Here is a 16,126-nt window from a genome sequence, read left to right as displayed (position 1 = left end):
CGGCGCCGGTGGGACGGGTCAGGGGGTCGGGCCGCTCTGGCAGCGGGGGCACCAGTAGGTGGGGCGGTCGTCCTGCGCGGCTTCGCGGACCGGGGTGCCGCAGCGCAGGCAGGGGCGGTGGGCCCGCCCGTACACGAAGAGCTCCTGGCCGCGCCGGCGGATTCCGGTGGTGTTGCGGTGCCCGCCGCCGGGGCGGTCGCCGATGTTCGCGGCGAGCAGCCGCCGGGCGGCGGACGCGAGGCGCGGGAGCGTGGCCGGCGGATCGGGGAGGGCGCCGACCGGGGTCCAGGGGGTGACCTGGGCCAGGAAGCAGAGCTCGGACTTGTAGATGTTGCCGATCCCGGCGAGGTTGCGCTGGTCGAGCAGGGCCTCGCCGAGGGGGCGGTCGGGGGCGGCGAGGAGGTTCTCCGCCGCCCGGTCCGGGTCCCAGTCCGGGCCGAGGAGGTCGGGGCCGAGGTGGCCCACGACACGGTCCTCCTCGGCGGTGCGGATCAGCTCCAGTACGGGGAGCCGGTAGCCGACGGCGGTGTGCTCGGCGGTGCCGAGGACGGCGCGGATCTCGTAGGCGGGGCCGCCGTGCCAGGGCGCTCCCGCGGGGAACACGTGCCAGGCCCCGTCCATGCGGAGGTGGCTGTGGAGGGTGAGGCCGCCCTCGAACCGGGCCAGGAGGTGCTTGCCCCGGGGCGTGACGTCGAGGGTGGTGCGGCCGGTGAGGTCGGCGGTGGCGAAGCGGGGGACGCGGAGGTCGCTCCGGGTGAGGACCCGGCCCGCCAGGGCGGCGTGAAGGCGGGCCGCCGCGCGGTGGACGCTGTCTCCTTCTGGCATGCCCCCATTGTCGGTGCCGCGTCGGCTGGCACGGGGCCGCCGGTGGATGCCGGGCGGGGCGCGGTGGGGGGCGGTGCGGGCCGGGCGCCGGGTGGCCCGGCGGCGAGGAGGTGCGGGCGCCGCTGCCGACGCTGGGCGAGAGGGGCGCCGCGGCGTGGGGGCGTGCGGGCCTGGGCCGGCCGCGGGTGGGGTGTCCGGGGTGTCGGGAGCGCCGGGCTCCCGCCCGGCCGGGGGACGCCGGGAGCCGGAGTGCGGCGGCGGGGTGGGGCCCATGGGCGTGGGGCTGGGGGCCGGAGCTGGTTCGGGGTGTCAGGGGTGTCGAGACCGCCGCCCGGGCTCCGCCGGGTGGGGGACGTGTGGAAGGGGCCGGGCTGCGGCTCCGCCCGGGCTCCACCCGGCGGAGCCCGGGCGTCCCGGCTCCAGCATCCGGCTCCCCGGGCCGTCGGGCACCCAGGGCCGACTGCGGGGGGCCGGGAGCGGTACCGGGAGGTCCGGGCCCTCGGCTCCCCGTGGGTGTCGGGCGTGGGGCCCGGGTGGGGGTCAGGGGCGTAGGCGCAGGCCTCGGGGGGTGGCGTGGAAGCCGGTGGATTCCAGGGGCGGGGCGTACGGGGAGGTGAGGGAGGCGGCCGCGTTGACGCGCTCCACCGTCAGCGCGGGGAGGGTGCCGGAGCGGGAGGCGCGGGTCAGTGCCTCGACGGCCGCGGTCAGGCGGGGGTCGTCCGGGGGCGGCCAGGCCAGCAGGGTCTTGCCGCCGCGCTCCACGTACAGGGTGAGCTCCCCGTCGACCAGGACAACCAGCGAGCCCGCCTTGCGGCCGGGCTTGTGCGTGGCGCCGGCCGGGGGCTCCGGCCAGGGCAGGGCGGCTCCGTACGCGTTCGCCGGGTCCGCCGCCGCCAGGACCACCGCCGCCAGCGGGGGCGGGGTCCGCTCGGCCGCCCGCAGCCGGTCCACCGCGCCGTCCATCGCGAACTGGGCCGCGCCCAGCCCCTCCACCACGTACCCCCGGCGGGCCTGCCCGCTGTCCTCGAAGGCCGACAGGACGCGGTAGACGGCGCTGAAGCCACCCTCGACCCCCTCCGCCGCGACGGCCCCCCGGGTCACCACACCGTGCCGGTCCAGCAGGGTGCGGGCGAGGGCGTGCGCACGGTGGGTCGGGTCCGGGGCCCGGTCCGGCAGCAGGGCCCAGCGGCCGGCCACGGTCGGCGGGCCCGTGCGCGACACGGTCGCGCCGAGGGTTCCGTACCGCCCGCGGGGGACCGTACGGCGGGCCCGGTGGGCCGTCGCGCCCGCCGTACGGCCCGAGCCGAGCAGGGACCGCAGCGGGGCCAGGGTGTCGTTGGTCAGCCGGCCCGACCAGGCCAGGTCCCACAGGGCCTCGGACAGGGCCAGGTCCGAGGCTTCCGGGTGGGCGGCCCGGACGGAGCCGGTGATCTGGCGGAAGAACAGCCCGTACCCGCCGGAGAGGGCGTCGAGGACCGCCTGGTGCAAGGGGGTCAGCTCCAGGGGGTGCGGCGCCGGCAGGAGCAGCGGGGCCGCGTCCGCCAGGTACAGCCCGACCCAGCCGTCCTTGCCCGGCAGCGCGCCGGCGCCCGCCCACAGCACCTCGCCGGTGGTCGTCAGCTCGTCCAGCAGCGCGGGGGAGTAACCCGCGACCCGGGAGGGCAGGATCAGGCGCTCCAGGGCGGAGGCCGGGACCGGAGCCCCCTGGAGCTGCTCGACCGCCCGGGCCAGGCCGTCGATGCCGCGCAGGGCCCCGCCCAGGTGCTGCCACTGCGGCAGGAAGGTGGCCAGCGAGGCCGGCGGCACCGGTTCGAGCTCCTGGCGCAGCGCGGCCAGCGAGCGTCGGCGCAGGCGGCGCAGGACCGTCGCGTCGCACCACTCCTGGCCGATGCCCGCCGGATGGAACTCGCCCTGGACCACCCGCCCGGCCGCCGCGAGCCGGTGCAGCGCGCCCTCGGTGACCGCCGCCCCCAGGCCGAAGCGGGCGGCGGCCGCGGCCGAGGTGAACGGCCCGTGGGTGCGGGCGTACCGGGCGAGGAGGTCGCCCAGCGGGTCCTTCACCGGTTCCGTGAACGCCTCCGGGACGCCCACGGGCAGCGCCGTGCCCAGGGCGTCGCGCAGCCGGCCCGCGTCCTCGATCGCCGCCCAGTGCTCCCGCCCGGCGATCCGGACCCGCAGCGCGCGGCGGGCCGCGCCGAGCTCGGCGGCCCAGCCCGGCTCGGCCCCGCGCCCGGCCAGCTCCGCCTCCGTCAGCGGGCCCAGCAACCGCAGCAGGTCGGCCACCGACTCGGGGTCCTTGGCGCGGCGGTCCTCCGTCAGCCACTGCAGCTCCCGCTCCAGCTCCTCCAGGACCCCGGCGTCGAGGAGCTCGCGCAGCTCCGCCTGGCCGAGCAGCTCGGCCAGCAGCCGGGAGTCCAGCGAGAGGGCGGCCGCCCGGCGCTCGGCCAGCGGGGAGTCGCCCTCGTAGAGGAACTGGGCGACGTAGCCGAAGAGGAGGGACCGGGCGAAGGGGGACGGCTCCGGGGTGGTGACCTCGACGAGGCGGACCCGGCGCGCCTCGATGTCGCCCATCAGCTCGGTCAGGCCGGGCACGTCGAAGACGTCCTGGAGGCATTCCCGCACGGCCTCCAGCACGATCGGGAACGAACCGAACTCGGAGGCCACCTGGAGCAGTTGGGAGGCGCGTTGGCGCTGCTGCCACAGCGGGGTGCGCTTGCCGGGGCTGCGGCGCGGCAGCAGCAGGGCGCGCGCCGCGCACTCGCGGAAGCGGGAGGCGAAGAGGGCGGAGCCGCCGACCTGGTCGGTGACGATGCCGTTGACGTCCCCCCGCTCGAAGGTCACGTCCGCCGCGCCCAGCGGTGCCTGCGCGTCGTCGAACTCGAAGGCGGGCGCGCCCGCCGGATCGTGGTCCAGGAGGTCCATGGAGAGCAGGTCGGCGTCGGGCAGGCGCAGCACGATCCCGTCGTCGGCGTGCATGACCTGCGCGTCCATGCCGTACTTCTCGGAGAGCCGGGCGCTCAGCGCCAGCGCCCACGGGGCGTGCACCTGAGCGCCGAAGGGGGAGTGGACCACGACCCGCCAGTCCCCGAGCTCGTCGCGGAAGCGCTCCACGACGATGGTCCGGTCGTCCGGGACGTGGCCGCAGGCCTCGCGCTGCTCGGCGAGGTACGCCAGGACGTTCTCCGCGGCCCAGGCGTCCAGGCCGGCGGCCGCCAGCCGCAGCCGGGCGGCCTCGTCGCCCAGGCCGCCCAGCTCGCGCAGGAACGCGCCGACCGCGCGGCCCAGTTCGAGCGGCCGGCCCAGCTGGTCGCCCTTCCAGAAGGGCAGCCGTCCCGGCACCCCGGGAGCGGGGGTGACCAGCACCCGGTCGCGGGTGATGTCCTCGATCCGCCAGGAGGTGGTGCCCAGGGTGAAGACGTCGCCCACCCGGGACTCGTAGACCATCTCCTCGTCGAGCTCGCCGACCCGGCCGCCGCCCTTCTTGGGGTCCGAACCGGCCAGGAAGACGCCGAACAGCCCCCGGTCCGGGATGGTGCCGCCGGAGGTGACCGCGAGCCGCTGGGCGCCGGGCCGGCCCGTGATCGTGCCGGCCACCCGGTCCCAGACCACGCGCGGGCGCAGCTCGGCGAAGGCGTCCGAGGGGTAGCGGCCCGCCAGCATGTCCAGCACCGCCGTGAACGCGGACTCCGGCAGCCCGGCGAAGGGCGCGGCCCGGCGCACCAGCGCCAGCAGGTCGTCCAGCTGCCAGGTGTCCATCGCGGTCATCGCGACCAGCTGCTGGGCCAGGACGTCCAGCGGGTTGGCCGGAACGCGCAGGGACTCGATCGCGCCGGAGCGCATCCGCTCGGTGACCACGGCGGCCTGCACCAGGTCGCCCCGGTACTTGGGGAAGACGACCCCGGTGGAGACCGCGCCGACCTGGTGCCCGGCCCGGCCGACGCGCTGCAGCCCGGAGGCGACCGAGGGCGGCGACTCGACCTGCACGACGAGGTCCACCGCGCCCATGTCGATGCCCAGCTCCAGGCTGGAGGTGGCGACCACGGCGGGCAGCCGGCCCGCCTTCAGGTCCTCCTCCACCAGGGCCCGCTGCTCCTTCGACACCGAGCCGTGGTGCGCGCGGGCCAGCAGCGGCGGGGCGCCCTGGGCGGCGCCCGACTGGGCCATGACCTCGGCCGGCGGCGCCCCCTCCGGGAGCTTCTCCCCCACGGCCCGCTCGTACGCGATCTCGTTGAGCCGGTTGCAGAGCCGCTCGGCGAGGCGCCGGGAGTTGGCGAAGACGATCGTCGAGCGGTGGGACTGGACCAGGTCCACGATCCGCTCCTCGACGTGGGGCCAGATGGACGGCTTGTCGCCGCCCTCGCGCCCCTCCGTGGCGGGCGAACCGCCCAACTCGCCCATGTCCTGAACCGGGACGACCACCGACAGGTCGAACTCCTTGGCGGACGGCGGCTGGACGATCTCCACCCGGCCGCGCGGCGCCAGGTAGCGGGCCACCTCGTCCACCGGGCGGACCGTCGCCGACAGGCCGATCCGGCGGGCCGGGCGGGGCAGCAGCTCGTCCAGCCGTTCCAGGGACAGCGCCAGGTGCGCCCCGCGCTTGGTCCCGGCGACGGCGTGAACCTCGTCCAGGATCACCGTCTCGATGCCCGCGAGGGCGTCCCGGGCCGCCGAGGTCAGCATCAGGAACAGCGATTCGGGCGTGGTGATCAGGATGTCCGGGGGCCGGGTGGCCAGCGCGCGCCGCTCGGCCGGCGGGGTGTCCCCGGAGCGGATGCCGACCCGGATGTCCGGCTCGGGCAGGCCGAGGCGGACCGACTCCTGCCGGATGCCGGTGAGCGGGCTGCGCAGGTTGCGCTCCACGTCCACCGCCAGTGCCTTCAGCGGCGACACGTACAGCACGCGGCAGCGCTTCTTCGGCTCGGCCGGCGGCGGGATGGACGCGAGCCGGTCGAGGGCGGCGAGGAAGGCGGCCAGCGTCTTGCCGGAACCGGTGGGCGCCACGACGAGCACGTCCGACCCCTGGCCGATCGCCCGCCAGGCACCCTCCTGCGCGGCGGTGGGCGTACGGAAGGCCCCCGTGAACCAGGAGCAGGTCGCGGGGGAGAACGAGGCGAGCGCGGAGCCGGACATGCCCCCATCGTGCACCCCGGCACCGACAACCGCCCGGACCTGCGGGAACGCCTCCGCGCGGCGGGGCGCAGAATGGGGAGATGGGGACGGACGAAGGCCGCGGCGAATGGGCGCGGCACTGGCGCTGCCCGGAGCTGCCCGGGCTGGACCTGCTGCGCGCCCGCTACGTCCGCCACGCCTTCCCGCGCCACGCGCACGACGGGTACGTGATCGCGGCCGTCACCCGGGGCGTCGAGGAGATAGGGCTGCCCGGCACCACCCTGCGCGCCGGGCCGGGCAGCGTGGTCCTGATCAACCCCGAGGTCCCGCACAGCGCCCGCGCCGGAGTGCCCGAGGGCTGGGCGTACGCGACCCTCTATCCGTCCCGGGCGCTGATCACCGAGGTCGCCGCCGAGCTCGGCGCCCCGCGCGGGACGCCCGGGTTCACCGCCGACCTGGTCACCGACCCGCACGCCTCACGGGTGATCACCGAGGTGCACCGGGCGGCCGAGGCCGGGAACGCGCTGGCCGCCGACACCCTGCTGCGGGGCGCGGTGGCGCGGATGCTGGAGCGGCACGCGGGCCCGCTGCCGGCCCGTACGGTCCACGCCGCGGGAGCCGCGGACGCGGCGGCCGCGCGGGCCGTCCTGGAGGAGCGGATGGCCGACCCGCCGTCGCTGGAGCAGCTGGCCGCCGGGCTGGGGACGAGCCCGTTCGCCCTGCTGCGGGCCTTCCGGGCGCGGTACGGGATGCCCCCGCACACCTGGCTGACCGACGCCCGGGTCCGCCGGGCCCGGCGGCTGCTGGACGCGGGCACCACCCCGGCGGAGGCGGCCGTCGCGGTCGGCTTCAGCGACCAGCCGCACCTGAACCGGCACTTCACCCGCATCGTGGGGGTGCCGCCGGGCGCGTACCGCAGGGAGCGCTCCGGATAGGGCGGCGCCGGGGTGCGGGTGCGGGTGCGGGGCGGCGGCCGGGGCGGCCGGGTGCGCAAGAACGTACAAGACCCGGGCACCGCGCCCCGCCTACCGTCGCGGGGTGGGAGAACAACGGATGGTGAAGGAGGCGGTCTCCGACGGGGCCGCCGTCGGGCGGCCGCGCGCCGCCGTCGTACGGGACGCGCTCGGCGTGGGGGTGGCCGTCGGGCTGTCCGGATTCGCCTTCGGGGTGACCGCCGCCGGATCGGGCATCAGCACCCTCCAGGCCTGTGCGCTCAGCCTGCTCGTCTTCACCGGCGCCTCGCAGTTCGCCCTGGTCGGAGCGCTGGCCGCGGGCGGCAACCCGTTCACCGCGGCCGCCGGGGCCTTCTTCCTCGGCACCCGCAACGCCTTCTACGGGCTGCGGCTGTCCCAGCTGCTGAGGCTCCCCCGGGCCCTGCGGCCCCTCGCCGCCCACTGGGTCATCGACGAGACCACCGCCGTGGCGCTGGCCCAGCCCGACCGCAGATCGGCCCGGCTCGGATTCGCCGTGACCGGGCTCAGCCTCTACGTGCTGTGGAACCTCACCACGCTGCTCGGCGCCCTGGGCGCCGAGGCGATCGGCGACACGCAGGCCTGGGGCCTGGACGCCGCCGGCCCCGCCGTGTTCCTGGCCCTGCTCGCCCCGATGCTCACCACCTCGACCGAGCGCGCCGTCGCCGTCCTCGCGCTGGTCCTCGGGCTGGGCTTCCTGCCCCTGCTGCCCGCCGGGGTGCCCGTGCTGATCGCGGCGCTGGCCGCACCCGCCGTGCTGTGGGCGAAGGGACGCCGCTCGTGAACGTCTGGATCGCCATCGGGCTCACCGTCGTCGGCTGCTACGCCGTCAAGCTCGCCGGGCTGCTCGTGCCCGCCGGCGCGCTGGAGCGGCCGGTGGTGCGCCGGCTGGCCGCGCTGCTGCCGGTCGCCCTGCTCGCCGCCCTCACCGCCCAGCAGACCTTCAGCTCCGGTCAGGCGCTCGTCGTCGACGCCCGGGCCGCCGGTCTGGCCGCCGCCGGGCTGGCCCTGCTGCTGCGGGCCCCGTTCCTCGTGGTGGTCGCCGCCGCCGTCGTGGTCACGGCCGGGGTGCGGGCGCTGGGCGGATAGCGGCGCCGCCCGGCAGCCGTCCGTACGCCCGCAGGGTCAGCAGCGCCTCCAGCGTGGCGATGGGCCGCCGCTCCAGCGAGCTGCCCGGCGCCCACGCCCGGCGCCGCACCGGCCAGCCGCCGTCCGGGTGCTGCCGGCCGGCCAGGAAGTCCAGCGAACGGCCCAGCTCCTCGTCCGTGAACCAGCTCCGCGCCAGGGACTCCGGCCGCCTCGCGACGTCGTGCGGGAACAGCTCCTCGCCCGCCGCGCAGCCGGGGGCGGGCGGGTGCTCCGCGCGCCGCCCGGGGTCGAGGACCACCAGCCGCCGCTCGCGCACCAGGCGCCCCAGCCGGTCGGCGGCCGCGGCCGCGCGCGCCCGGTCGGGGGCCCCGTCGAGGAAGGCCACCGCGCCCGGGACCTCGTACGGGTGCCAGGGGCGCGGTCGCTCGACCCGCGCCCAGCAGAAGTCCGTCGCCCGGAACAGCCAGGCGTGCCAGACGCGGTTGCGGTGCAGCAGCCCGACGACCCGGCCGGTGGTCGCCAGCTCGCCGCGCGCGTCCTCGCGCACCGGGTGGTACGGGGCCGCCGGGTAGGCGCGCGGGCCCGGCAGGACCACGGGCAGGGCGCCGTCCGGGGTGGACACCCGGCTCAGGTGGCGGCAGAGCCGCTCCACCCGCTGCCCGGCGCACCGGCCCAGGCCGTCCAGGACCCGCAGCGCGTGCGCACCGTGCAGGGGCTGGCTGAGCGGCCCGCGCACGTCCGGGTCGAGGGCGTGCCCGTAGCCGCCGTCCGCGTTGAGGTACGCGCCGAGGGCGGTGTCCACCGCGTCGGCGTCCCCGCCGAGGAAGTGGAACGCGAACCGGCGCTGCTCCAGCACCCGGGCCGTGAGCCAGACGAACTGCTCGGCGCGGGCCAGCGCGGACGGCGGGGCGCAGGGGCCCGGGGCCGACGGGGCCGACGGGCGGGCGTGGTCTCCAGGCATGCGGGCACCGTAGGGCGCGGCGCGGCGGCGCCGGGGGAGGAACGGGACGGGTGCACTCTCCGGGGCGGGATACTGGAGGCATGCGGTTGACGATTTTCTGGGAGCGGATGGCGGAGCACTTCGGCGCCGGCTACGCGGACTCCTTCGCGCGGGACCACGTCATGGCGGAGCTCGGCGGACGCACCGTCCACCAGGCGCTGGACGCGGGCTGGGAGGCCAAGGATGTGTGGCGCGCGGTGTGTTCGGCGATGGACGTGCCGGCCTCGCGCCGCTGAGCCGGGACGGCCGCGGGGGTCGGGCGTCCGCCGGGCGGCAGCGGCTTCGCGGTCCGGGACCCCGGTGGGCCAGACTTGGCCGGGTGGCAGCCACTGATGAGACGACCGACCCGACCGCGGACACCCCGGAGGCGGCGCCCGCCGCGCCCGCTCCGCCCGCCACGGTGATGCCGGCCGCGCGGGCCGGGACCTTGGCGGGGGCCGGGGCTCCCGGGGCGACCGACACCTCCGCCGTACCCGGGCCCGCCGGAGCCTCCGGGCCGTCCGCGGCCTCCGCGGCCGCGCCGTGGCCGGCCGATCCCGGGGGCACCGGCGCCCGGCCGCCGGCCGGGACCCCGGAGGGGGCGTACGCGCGGATGCCGCGCTGGCTGCCGCGCGCCGTGGTCCTCGTCCTGGCCCTGGTCGCCTGCTTCCAGCTGGGCAGCTGGGCCTTCCACCAGTTGATCGGGCTGCTCGTCAACATCCTGATCGCGTTCTTCCTCGCGCTCGCGATCGAGCCCGCGGTGGCCCGGATGGCGGAGCGCGGCATGCGCCGCGGGTTCGCCACCTTCGTGGTGTTCCTCGGCGTGTTCGTCTTCGTCGCCGGCTTCCTCGCCCTGCTCGGCTCGATGCTCGCCGGGCAGATCGTCGACATGGTCGAGAGCTTCCCCGACTACCTCGACTCCGTCATCAACTCGATCAACACCACCTTCCACACCGAGCTGTCCCGGCTGGACATCCAGGACAGCATGCTGCACTCCGACTGGCTGCAGAAGTACGTGCAGAACAGCGCGAGCGGCGTGCTCGACGTGTCCGCCACCGTGCTCGGCGGGCTCTTCAAGCTGCTGACGATCGGGCTGTTCTCCTTCTACTTCGCCGCCGACGGGCCGCGGCTGCGGCGCGCGCTGTGCTCCGTACTGCCCCCCGCCAAGCAGGCCGAGGTGCTGCGCGCCTGGGAGATCGCCGTCGCCAAGACGGGCGGCTACCTCTACTCGCGCGGGCTGATGGCGCTGATCTCCGGCATCGCGCACTACGTCCTGTTCGCGGTCCTCGGCATCCCGTACGCGCCCGCGCTGGCGGTGTGGGTGGGGCTGGTCTCCCAGTTCATCCCCACCATCGGCACCTACCTGGCGGGCGCGCTGCCGATGCTGATCGCCTTCACCGTCGATCCCTGGTACGCGCTGTACGTGCTCGGGTTCGTGGTGGTCTACCAGCAGTTCGAGAACTACGTCCTGCAGCCCAAGCTGACCTCGAAGACCGTCGACATCCATCCGGCCGTGGCCTTCGGCTCGGTCATCGCGGGCACCGCCCTGCTGGGGGCGGTCGGGGCGCTGATCGCGATCCCGGCCGTCGCCACGCTGCAGGCGTTCCTCGGTGCGTACGTGAAGCGCTACGAGCTGACGCGGGACGCGGACGCCTCTACTGCCCGGCGCCGTCCGCGGAGCCGAGTACGGCTGCCAGGGCGGCGGTGACGTACGCCTCGACGGCGGCCTTGTCCAGGCCCAGGCCGCTGAGCGGACCCGTCCCGTGCTCCAGCTCCAGGAGCGCCAGCAGGACGTGCTCGGTGCCCACGTAGTCGTGGCCCAGGCGCAGGGCCTCGCGGAAGGTGAGTTCCAGGGCCTTCTTCGCGGAGGCGTCGAAGGGGACGAGGTCGGGGACCTCGGGCAGGGCCGGCGGCAGGTCGGCGGCCGCGGCGGCGCGCACCTGGTCGGCGGTGACGCCCCGGGCGGTGAGGGCGGCGGCGGCGAGGCCCTCGGGCTCGGCCAGCAGGCCCAGCGCCAGGTGCTCGGTGCGGATCTCGGCGTTGCCGGCCGCGCGGGCCTCGTTCTGCGCGGCGACGACGACGTTGCGGGCGCGGGGGGTGAACCGGCCGAAGCCCTGGTTCGGGTCGAGGCCCGGCTCGCCCTCCTTGTCGGCCTTGGGGACGAACCGCTTCTGCGCGGCCTGGCGGGTGACGCCCATGCTGCGGCCGATGTCGGTCCAGGAGGCGCCCGAGCGGCGGGCCTGGTCGACGAAGTGGCCGATGAGGTGGTCGGCCACGTCGCCGAGGGCCTCGGCGGCGACGACCGCGCCGCTGAGCTGCTCCAGGGTGTCGGGGTGGACCTTCTTGATGGCCTCGATCAGGTCGTCGAGGCGTACCGGGTTGGTCATGCGAAGGGGTTCCGCGGAGGGATTCGTCATGGGTGCAACCGTAGGTTGACACCCCATGGGTGTCAACCTTGGGTTGTCAGTCGAGAGGGGTGGGGTCGTCCGGGAGGCCGGTCGCGCGGTGCGGCCGGGGTGGGCGTGGCGCGCTTGACAGGGAAATCGAACATCCATTCTGATGAGTTATCCACAGCCCGACCGGGCGTGGAGGCGCATTGTCAGTGGCAGGCATTAGCGTCAATGGCGTGAAGCGATCGACTCAAGCAAATCGGGTGGAACCCATGGCAGGCACCGACCGCGAGAAGGCCCTGGACGCCGCGCTCGCACAGATTGAACGGCAATTCGGCAAGGGTGCGGTCATGCGCCTCGGCGACAAGCCGAACGACCCCATCGAGGTCATCCCCACCGGATCGACCGCGCTGGACATCGCACTCGGCGTCGGCGGGCTCCCCCGCGGCCGTGTGATCGAGGTGTACGGACCGGAGTCCTCCGGCAAGACGACCCTGACCCTGCACGCCGTGGCCAACGCGCAGAAGGCCGGCGGCACCGTCGCCTTCGTCGACGCCGAGCACGCGCTCGACCCCGAGTACGCCAAGGCCCTCGGCGTCGACACCGACAACCTCATCCTGTCGCAGCCGGACACCGGCGAGCAGGCGCTGGAGATCGTGGACATGCTCGTCCGCTCCGGAGCCCTCGACCTCATCGTCATCGACTCCGTGGCGGCCCTCGTGCCCCGCGCCGAGATCGAGGGCGAGATGGGCGACTCGCACGTGGGTCTCCAGGCCCGTCTGATGAGCCAGGCGCTCCGGAAGATCACCGGTGCGCTCAACCAGTCCAAGACCACCGCGATCTTCATCAACCAGCTCCGCGAGAAGATCGGCGTGATGTTCGGCTCGCCGGAGACCACCACCGGTGGCCGCGCGCTGAAGTTCTACGCCTCCGTGCGCCTGGACATCCGCCGCATCGAGACCCTGAAGGACGGCACGGACGCGGTCGGCAACCGCACCCGCGTCAAGGTCGTCAAGAACAAGGTCGCGCCGCCCTTCAAGCAGGCCGAGTTCGACATCCTCTACGGCCACGGCATCAGCCGCGAGGGCGGCCTGATCGACATGGGCGTCGAGCACGGCTTCGTCCGCAAGGCGGGCGCCTGGTACACGTACGAGGGCGACCAGCTCGGCCAGGGCAAGGAGAACGCGCGGAAGTTCCTCTGCGACAACCCCGCCCTCTCGGACGAGATCGAGCGGAAGATCAAGGAGAAGCTGGGCGTGGGCATCCGCAAGGACGCCGCGGCGCCCGAGGCCGGTACCGGCATCGAGACGGCGGGCGCCGACACGGCGGCCGCAGCGGTGCCCGCCCCCGCCTCGAAGGCCAAGACGACGGCCAAGGCCGCCGTGGCCAAGAGCTGACCCGTGCGGGAGCAGGAAGAGCGGGGCGGCGGGCGCCGCGGCGGCCGTGAGGACCGCGGGGAACTGCCGCCCCAGAGCCCCGAGGAGCAGGCGCGGGCGATCTGCCTGCGCCTGCTCACGGGGATGCCGCGCACCCGGCGGCAGCTCGCGGACGCCCTGGCCAAGCGGGGCATCCCCGACGAGGTGTCGGAGCAGGTCCTCTCCCGGTACGAGGAGGTGGGCCTGATCGACGACGCCGCCTTCGCCGGCGCCTGGGTGGAGTCCCGTCACCGCGGCCGCGGCCTGGCGCGGCGGGCGCTCGCGCAGGAGCTGCGGACCAAGGGGGTCCACGCCACCCTCGTCCAGGAGGCGCTGGAACAGCTGGACTCCGACCAGGAGGAGCAGACCGCCCGGGACCTCGTGGAGCGCAAGCTCCGCGCCACCCGTGGCCTGGAGCGGGACAAGCGCCTGCGGCGGCTCGCCGGCATGCTCGCCCGCAAGGGGTATCCGGAGGGCATGGCCCTGCGGGTGGTGCGCAGGGCGCTCGAAGCCGAGGGCGAGGACGCCGACGGCGTCGAGTACCCCCGGGAGTAGCGCGCCGCCACCGTTCCGGGGCCGGGGCTGCCCGCGGAGCCGGGGGCGGCGCCCGGGTCAGGCGGCCGGTGTCACGGGAAGGCCCGCCGCCTTCCAGGCCTGGAAGCCGCCGGTCAGGTCCGTGGCGCGGGACAGGCCCAGGGCGTGCAGCGAAGCCGCCGCGAGGCTGGAGGCGTAGCCCTCGTTGCAGACCACCACCACCTGGAGGTCGTGGCCGGTGGCCTCGGCGGCCCGGTGGCTGCCCCGGGGGTCCAGGCGCCACTCCAGCTCGTTGCGCTCGACCACCAGGGCGCCCGGGATCAGGCCGTCCCGCTCGCGCAGGGCCTGGTAGCGGATGTCCACCAGCAGGGCGCCGGACCGGGAGGCGGCGTACGCCTCCTGCGGGCCGACCCGGGTGTACCCCGCGCGGACCCGCTCCAGCAGTTCGTCGATGCCGACCGGCGCGCTCACTGCCAGTCCGCCGGACGCTCGACGTGCTCCAGGGTGAGGACCGGGCCGGAGCGGCTGTAGCGGCGGATCAGCGGCAGCGGCGGGTAGTACGCGTGGACCGAGATCGCGTGCTCGGCCGGGGACTCGTTGAGCACCTCGTGCACGTGGTGCTCGCCGAAGGCCCGCCCGCTGCCCGCGCCCAGCCGGCGGCCGCGGTCCACGTCCGGGGCGAGTTCCAGGGACTTCCAGCCCTGCGACGGCAGCCGTACGGCCAGCGAGTTCTCGGTGAGCCGGCCCCGGGCGGTGGCGAAGGCGCCGCGCGACTCGGCGTGGTCGTGCCAGCCGGTGCCGGTGCCCGGGGGCCAGCCGATCAGCCACGCCTCGCTGCCGCCCGGGCCGTCCAGCCGCACCCAGGTGCGGCCCTGCGGATCGAGCGGGAGGGAGGCGACGACGTCGGCGTCGGCGGCGGTCGCGAGGGCGAAGGCGAGGAGTTCCGCGGCGGTGGGGCCGCCGGCCGGAGCGGGGGCGGGCGCGGGGACGACGGCGGGCGCGGGCGCGTGCGCGGGTGCAGACATGACGGAAACCGTTCCTGGGGTTCGCGGAGGTGCGCGCGGGCCGGTGACGGCGCGGGGCGCGCGGGGGGAAGGGCGAATCAGCAGGAAGGGCGACACACGCAGCCCGCATAGCGGAGCAGGTCCATATGGACCCTCCGCCACAGGCGCACGTCGTTGCCGGTCATGTCCGGAGTGAACCACGAGTCCGCGGACGGGTCAATCGATCACCGCGCCGGTGGTGCTCGGCGGCGCGGCCAGCGCGGGCGCGACCGCGGGGCCCGCCGCCCGGAGCGCGTCCACCGCCTCGTGCAGCTCCTCCGGCCGGACCCCCGCGAAGGTCGCCGCCAGATGGCCGTCCGGCCGGACCAGCAGCACGGTGTGCGCCGGGGCCCCCGGGTAGCCGTCCGCCACCAGCAGGTCCGTGCGCACGGGCAGGGCGCCGACCGCGGCCGCGAGCCGGGGCATCAGCCCGGCGCCCAGCCAGTGGCGCCGGTCCCAGACGCCCGTGCCCGGGGCCACCAGGAGCGCCAGCGGCCGGCCGCCGAGCAGGTCGCGCAGGGGCACGGTGGAGCCGTCCGGGGCGGTCACGGGCACGTTCGCCACCGGACCGCCCGGTTCCGTGTCCGTGGGGACCTCGTGGGCGGCCGCGGGCGGGGCGTACGAGGGCTGCGCGCCCAGCGGCCCGCGGCCGAGGTGTCCGTCGGTCAGGAGGGACTCGGCGGAGCGGGACGCGCCCGGCAGGTAGGTGCGCAGTCCGCCCCCGGCCCGCAGGACCGCCATCGCCTGGTCGGCCGCGCGCAGCCGGGCCGCGACCGCGGTGCGCCGCTCGGCCCCGTAGCTGTCGAGCAGGGCTTCGGAGGCGCCGTGGTGCCAGGCCAGGGACAGCTTCCAGGCCAGGTTCTCGGCGTCCCGCAGCCCCTCCTCCACCCCCTGGGTGCCGAGGGCGCCCAGCAGGTGCGCGGCGTCTCCGGCGAGGAAGGCCCGGCCGTCGCGCCAGCGCCGGGCGAGTCGGTGGTGCAGCGTGTGGACACCGGTGTCGAGCAGGTCGTACGGGGGAGTGCTGCCCCCGCACCACACCGCGAGGGTGTCGCGGACGAGGGCCACCAGGGTTTCGGGCGTCACCAGCTCCCCGCGCGGCGGAAGCAGCCAGTCCAGCCGCCACACCCCGTCGGGCAGCGGCCGGGCGACCACCTCGTCCGACCCGGACGGCGGATTGCGGTGCAGCAACGCCTCGCCGGGCCAGGGGAGTTCGGTGCGCAGTGCGGCCACGGCCAGGCGTTCCACGGCGGTGCGGCCGGGGAAGCGGATGCCGAGCAGTTTGCGGACGGTGGAGCGGGCACCGTCGCAGCCGACCAGGTAACTCCCGCGCCACCAGGTGGTTTCGGCGCCCTGGGTGTGCGCGGTGACCCCGTGGTCGTCCTGCTCCAAGGAGTCCAGCCGGCTGTCGGTGATCAACTGGACGAGGGGGTGCGCGCAGGCCGCGTCGCGCAGCCCGCGGGTCAGGGCGTGCTGCGGCAGGTGCAGCGGCGCCGGGCCGTCGTCGAAGGTGCTGCGCTGCGCGGGCTGCCGGCGCCGCACGGTGCGCCAGGCGGCGAAGTACGCGCCCTCGTCGCGCAGGGTCGCGCAGCCCAGCCGGTTCACCATGGCGGCGGTGTCGGAGTGCAGCACGACCGTGCGGGCCGGGCGGGGCTCCTCCTTGCCGGGCCCCTCGTCGAGCACGACGGTGGGCACGCCCTGGCCGGCCAGGGCGAGGGACAGGGACAGACCCACGGGCCCCGCGCCGACGACGATCACCGGGTCCATGGCGCGG

At 76.1% G+C, this 16,126-nt stretch carries 15 protein-coding genes; 7 read left to right on the top strand and 8 right to left on the bottom strand.

Translation table 11 applies throughout. From position 1 onward, the window contains the following. Positions 1 to 18: 18 nt before the first annotated feature. Both CP968_RS09140 and CP968_RS09135 read right to left on the bottom strand, forming a co-directional pair. Positions 19 to 825: an Fpg/Nei family DNA glycosylase gene (locus CP968_RS09140; RefSeq protein WP_150517532.1), complete on the bottom strand. Its 807-nt coding sequence runs from the start codon at positions 823 to 825 to the stop codon at positions 19 to 21. A gap of 540 nt (positions 826 to 1,365) precedes the next feature. After that, positions 1,366 to 5,955 (bottom strand): ATP-dependent helicase, encoded by a 4,590-nt coding sequence (locus CP968_RS09135; RefSeq protein WP_150517531.1) that lies wholly within the window; start codon positions 5,953 to 5,955, stop codon positions 1,366 to 1,368. A gap of 80 nt (positions 5,956 to 6,035) precedes the next feature. Here CP968_RS09135 and CP968_RS09130 point away from each other — a divergent pair, with 80 nt between their 5' ends. The 3 genes from CP968_RS09130 to CP968_RS09120 all read left to right on the top strand — a co-directional run bounded on the left by CP968_RS09130 (position 6,036) and on the right by CP968_RS09120 (position 7,994). Next, complete coding sequence (locus CP968_RS09130) at positions 6,036 to 6,869, top strand: AraC family transcriptional regulator (protein WP_150517530.1); 834 nt, start codon at positions 6,036 to 6,038, stop codon at positions 6,867 to 6,869. Positions 6,870 to 6,987: 118 nt separating this feature from the next. Next, positions 6,988 to 7,689, top strand: coding sequence for an AzlC family ABC transporter permease (locus CP968_RS09125; protein WP_150521821.1), 702 nt, complete (start codon positions 6,988 to 6,990; stop codon positions 7,687 to 7,689). Next, on the top strand, positions 7,686 to 7,994 hold the full coding sequence (locus CP968_RS09120) for an AzlD domain-containing protein (RefSeq protein WP_150517529.1): 309 nt from the start codon (positions 7,686 to 7,688) through the stop codon (positions 7,992 to 7,994). The genes CP968_RS09125 and CP968_RS09120 overlap by 4 nt, the downstream gene beginning before the upstream one ends. Here CP968_RS09120 and CP968_RS09115 read toward each other — a convergent pair. Next, positions 7,963 to 8,955: a hypothetical protein gene (locus CP968_RS09115; protein ID WP_150517528.1), complete on the bottom strand. Its 993-nt coding sequence runs from the start codon at positions 8,953 to 8,955 to the stop codon at positions 7,963 to 7,965. The two genes, CP968_RS09120 and CP968_RS09115, sit on opposite strands and share 32 nt — an antisense overlap. A gap of 80 nt (positions 8,956 to 9,035) precedes the next feature. Here CP968_RS09115 and CP968_RS09110 point away from each other — a divergent pair, with 80 nt between their 5' ends. Both CP968_RS09110 and CP968_RS09105 read left to right on the top strand, forming a co-directional pair. Then, positions 9,036 to 9,230, top strand: coding sequence for a DUF3046 domain-containing protein (locus tag CP968_RS09110; protein ID WP_150517527.1), 195 nt, complete (start codon positions 9,036 to 9,038; stop codon positions 9,228 to 9,230). A 356-nt stretch (positions 9,231 to 9,586) separates the two neighbouring features. Beyond that, positions 9,587 to 10,681, top strand: a complete 1,095-nt coding sequence (locus CP968_RS09105) for an AI-2E family transporter (protein WP_373304036.1) — start codon at positions 9,587 to 9,589, stop codon at positions 10,679 to 10,681. Here the strand turns inward: CP968_RS09105 and CP968_RS09100 are convergent. Then, positions 10,629 to 11,390, bottom strand: coding sequence for a Clp protease N-terminal domain-containing protein (locus CP968_RS09100; protein ID WP_150517526.1), 762 nt, complete (start codon positions 11,388 to 11,390; stop codon positions 10,629 to 10,631). The genes CP968_RS09105 and CP968_RS09100 overlap by 53 nt on opposite strands. 245 nt (positions 11,391 to 11,635) lie before the next feature. Here CP968_RS09100 and recA point away from each other — a divergent pair, with 245 nt between their 5' ends. Continuing rightward, positions 11,636 to 12,760: a recombinase RecA gene (gene recA / locus CP968_RS09095; RefSeq protein WP_150517525.1), complete on the top strand. Its 1,125-nt coding sequence runs from the start codon at positions 11,636 to 11,638 to the stop codon at positions 12,758 to 12,760. A gap of 3 nt (positions 12,761 to 12,763) precedes the next feature. After that, positions 12,764 to 13,333 (top strand): recombination regulator RecX, encoded by a 570-nt coding sequence (gene recX / locus CP968_RS09090; protein WP_150517524.1) that lies wholly within the window; start codon positions 12,764 to 12,766, stop codon positions 13,331 to 13,333. A gap of 57 nt (positions 13,334 to 13,390) precedes the next feature. On the opposite strand, the gene CP968_RS09085 is transcribed toward recX, so the two are convergent. The 4 genes from CP968_RS09085 to CP968_RS09075 form a co-directional block, all read right to left on the bottom strand. Next, positions 13,391 to 13,783: a rhodanese-like domain-containing protein gene (locus tag CP968_RS09085; protein ID WP_229886154.1), complete on the bottom strand. Its 393-nt coding sequence runs from the start codon at positions 13,781 to 13,783 to the stop codon at positions 13,391 to 13,393. Further along, positions 13,780 to 14,337, bottom strand: a complete 558-nt coding sequence (locus CP968_RS09080) for a cupin domain-containing protein (RefSeq protein ID WP_150517523.1) — start codon at positions 14,335 to 14,337, stop codon at positions 13,780 to 13,782. Before CP968_RS09080 ends, CP968_RS09085 begins: the two co-directional genes overlap by 4 nt. Positions 14,338 to 14,414: 77 nt before the next feature. After that, a complete protein-coding gene (locus tag CP968_RS35690; protein WP_311314449.1) occupies positions 14,415 to 14,462 on the bottom strand; it encodes a hypothetical protein in 48 nt (15 codons plus the stop codon). Between the two features lie 70 nt (positions 14,463 to 14,532). Then, positions 14,533 to 16,119 carry an FAD-dependent monooxygenase gene (locus CP968_RS09075; RefSeq protein ID WP_150517522.1) on the bottom strand — a complete coding sequence of 529 codons (1,587 nt, stop codon included), beginning with the start codon at positions 16,117 to 16,119 and terminating at the stop codon, positions 14,533 to 14,535. Positions 16,120 to 16,126 lie beyond the last annotated feature (7 nt).

The organism is Streptomyces subrutilus, assembly GCF_008704535.1.
Taxonomy (GTDB): domain Bacteria; phylum Actinomycetota; class Actinomycetes; order Streptomycetales; family Streptomycetaceae; genus Streptomyces; species Streptomyces subrutilus.
Note: the sequence above shows the minus strand (reverse complement) of the source record. Positions and strands in the feature narration are given on the sequence as shown.